Here is a 3431-nt window from a genome sequence, read left to right on the forward strand (position 1 = left end):
CAATGATAATATGATATTAAATTTAATATGTAAATAGAAAAAATGCCGTCTGAAACTTTTTCAGACGGCATTGTTATTGATTAACCTTTATAACTTGCTTCTAATATCCTCTACTGCTTTCACTAAGGCCTCGGAAAGCGAAGGATCAAAAGAAGAGCGGCCTGCTTGGACGATATTTGAACACACAGCCTCCCGAAGGCTGCTGACGGGATAGGTCGGCATAAAGTTTGTAGCTGCTAGAGTTTTAACACACAGCGACCCGAAGGTGGCTGTCAAGCTTTTCCAAGGTTGCTTTAGCATCATGGGCGGTTTCAACACACAGCCACCTGAAGGTGGCTGGACGGTTGGAAATCACGATCATATCGCCCTTGCGGTTTCAACACACAGCCGCCCGAAGGTGGCTGGGTTCACGCGCATCGGCACGCGCCTGATGCGCGAAGTTTCAACACACAGCCGCCTGAAGGCGGCTGACTCTATAAGCTGGTTAATTTGCTGCAACAATTAAAAGTTTCAACACTCAGCCGCCTGAAGGCGGCTGATTGTCTTTTGCGGTTGTTCTTTAGAGGAATCACAAGTTTCAACACACAGCCGCCTAAAGGCGGCTGGGGGGATATATTGCGCATGTATAAACCCTATACTAAGTTTCAACACACAGCCGCCTAAAGGCGGCTGGCTTATATTGCTGATACGCAAAGCACTGAAGCAACTTGTTTCAACACACAGCAGCCCGAAGGCGGCTGGTTGTACGCAATCTCGTTTCAAAACATACACACCTTGTTTCAACACACAGCAGCCCGAAGGCGGCTGGGTCACTGGCCACATCTGCTTATGCTGCTTTGCCTGTTTCAACACACAGCAGCCCGAAGGCGGCTGGCAAACCATAGCGAGTTGACAAACCAATTTTTTGAGTGTTTCAACACACAGCAGCCCGAAGGCGGCTGGGTAAAGTGTCTTTATGCAAAGCATCATAATCAAAGTTTCAACACACAGCAGCCCGAAGGCGGCTGGACGAAGGAACTTGAAAATGAAACATACCGACGAAGTTTCAACACACAGCAGCCCGAAGGCGGCTGGGTATGGCCATAATGGCGGAGTTCAGTTAATTCTTGTTTCAACACACAGCAGCCCGAAGGCGGCTGGATCAGCCTTTCTTAACGGGTTGAAAACCGATAACGTTTCAACACACAGCAGCCCGAAGGCGGCTGGGAATCATGAATAAGGAGCATCTCCAATGAAAAAGGTTTCAACACACAGCAGCCCGAAGGCGGCTGGATTCCGCCTGCGCGTAAACCGACATTTCCCAAGGGTTTCAACACACAGCAGCCCGAAGGCGGCTGGCCGGCTTAGTCGATAAAGCTGCTTTCGAGCATTTGTTTCAACACACAGCAGCCCGAAGGCGGCTGGGATTTTTGTAATGCGTATTCAGGCTATCTTGTTGCTGTTTCAACACACAGCAGCCCGAAGGCGGCTGGCGTTATCCGGGCCAAGTTGGTAACAGCTTTTATAGTTTCAACACACAGCAGCCCGAAGGCGGCTGGACAAATCAGCTATGAACCGCTCTGCGTTTTTATGGTTTCAACACACAGCAGCCCGAAGGCGGCTGGGTAAGTGAAATTATGAGTAAGGAGAATCTCCAATGTTTCAACACACAGCAGCCCGAAGGCGGCTGGATATCTCTTAACTGCCGACCTTTGCACCATTTTGGTTTCAACACACAGCAGCCCGAAGGCGGCTGGGCGGGATTATCCAGGCTCGTTACACACTTATACCAAGTTTCAACACACAGCAGCCCGAAGGCGGCTGGGGGATTATCCAGGCTCGTTACACACTTATACCAAGTTTCAACACACAGCAGCCCGAAGGCGGCTGGGGGATTATCAAGGTTTGTAACACATTTATACCAAGTTTCAACACACAGCAGCCCGAAGGCGGCTGGTTGTTTTTGGCCTTCAGGCGTTTGACAAAATCGGGTTTCAACACACAGCAGCCCGAAGGCGGCTGGGTCATAACTTATTTGTACCGGCCTGCCCCAAATGTTGTTTCAACACACAGCAGCCCGAAGGCGGCTGGATATTGGGCATTGTCTGTACCCATCAACCAGCAGGTTTCAACACACAGCAGCCCGAAGGCGGCTGGGGCCTCTCTCAAAAGCCTTGCTCCATCAGGTTTCACAGCACCAATTTCGCTAAGCTCCCAAGAAAAGCAGAAATGCGAGTATAACACAGCCTTTTCCGTTGCGTCCGTATTCGCAATATCCTGATTGTTAAAGAACAATCCCAGTTCGCCAACCCTGCCGCATTTTCATGAGAACCGCAGGTTGGCGATTCACACAATCAACGTATCCTTAAACACATCTACTGCCGGTCTTGCGCCGTGGTGTTCTACTTTCCGCCTCCATTTGCTGCCTAAATGGTAAAAACGCAGACTGTCGGTTTCAGGGTTGTAGATTTTCAAGAGTTTGTCTTTTAAAACAACCCACTGGTCGGGCGCGATGTCGCATTCGAATACCGAATATTGCACGCGCACGCCGTAGTCCAAACACAATTTTGCCACGCGCCGCAGCCTTGCCTGTCCTTCCGCGTCTTCCAGCGAAATATCGTAAGTAATCAACATTAGCATTTTGTATTCCCATATACAGGCTGCTTTAAAAGTCGTCTGAAAACGTCCAATCCGTTTCCAGACGACCTGCAAACCTATCTCATCAAAAACGGCGGATATTCCGCCAAATCCCCGCGCAAATGCCGCGCCAACAGCATTGCCTGAATATACGGCAGCAAGCCGATTTCTACTTCTTCGCCTAAAAACGGATGAACGATTTTCTCTTGCTTTTTCTCCTGCAAGGCTTGAAATAACAACTTACGCGCATCGGCTTTCAGGCTCACCGCGCCGCTTGCCTCGGCAACAAAATCCTGTGGTTTTATTTGCCCGCGATTAATCAGTGACAACACCAACCTGTCCGCCCACCACGCGCGGAATTCTTCCAAAATATCCTGCGCCAAACTGTCGCGCCCCGGTCGGTCGGCGTGTAGAAAGCCCACCTGCGGGTCTAGCCCCACGCCTTGCAGCGCGCCGCTGATGTCCTTGCCCAACAGACTGTACACAAACGACAACAGCGCATTCACCCCGTCTCTGGGTGGACGGCGGTTACGCCCGTCAAAAGAAAAGCCGCTTTTTTCGCTCAAAAGCTGCCCGAACACGCCGAAATAACGCGCCGCCGCATCGCCTTCAATACCGCGCACCACGTCCAGCTCCGCCGCGCCCTTCAACTGCCGCAGCGAAATATTCAAAGAATCGACCGCACCTTGAATCGCCACATTCTCGCCATAATTGCGAATCTGCCGCTGAAGCACCCGCTTACTCGCCTGAATCTTTGCCGCGATGATATTGCGCGCAATCGGCACAGGATTTTGCTCCGACACCCGATACCTGTC

The 3431-nt window shown here is 50.9% G+C and carries 2 protein-coding genes and 1 CRISPR repeat array; both genes read right to left on the minus strand.

What is annotated here, in order from left to right:
• The first annotated feature begins 174 nt into the window (after positions 1–174).
• A CRISPR array of direct repeats spans positions 175–2136; the repeat unit is 32 nt; unit sequence GTTTCAACACACAGCAGCCCGAAGGCGGCTGG.
• A gap of 189 nt (positions 2137–2325) precedes the next feature.
• Complete coding sequence (cas2, locus tag ACTHUE_RS13390; protein WP_440403086.1) at positions 2326–2619, minus strand: CRISPR-associated endonuclease Cas2; 294 nt, start codon at positions 2617–2619, stop codon at positions 2326–2328.
• A 74-nt stretch (positions 2620–2693) separates the two neighbouring features.
• A partial coding sequence (cas1, locus tag ACTHUE_RS13395; protein WP_440423705.1) for a CRISPR-associated endonuclease Cas1 occupies positions 2694–3431 on the minus strand: 738 nt, incomplete at its 5' end.

Source organism: Neisseria sp. P0021.S005 (assembly GCF_051956955.1).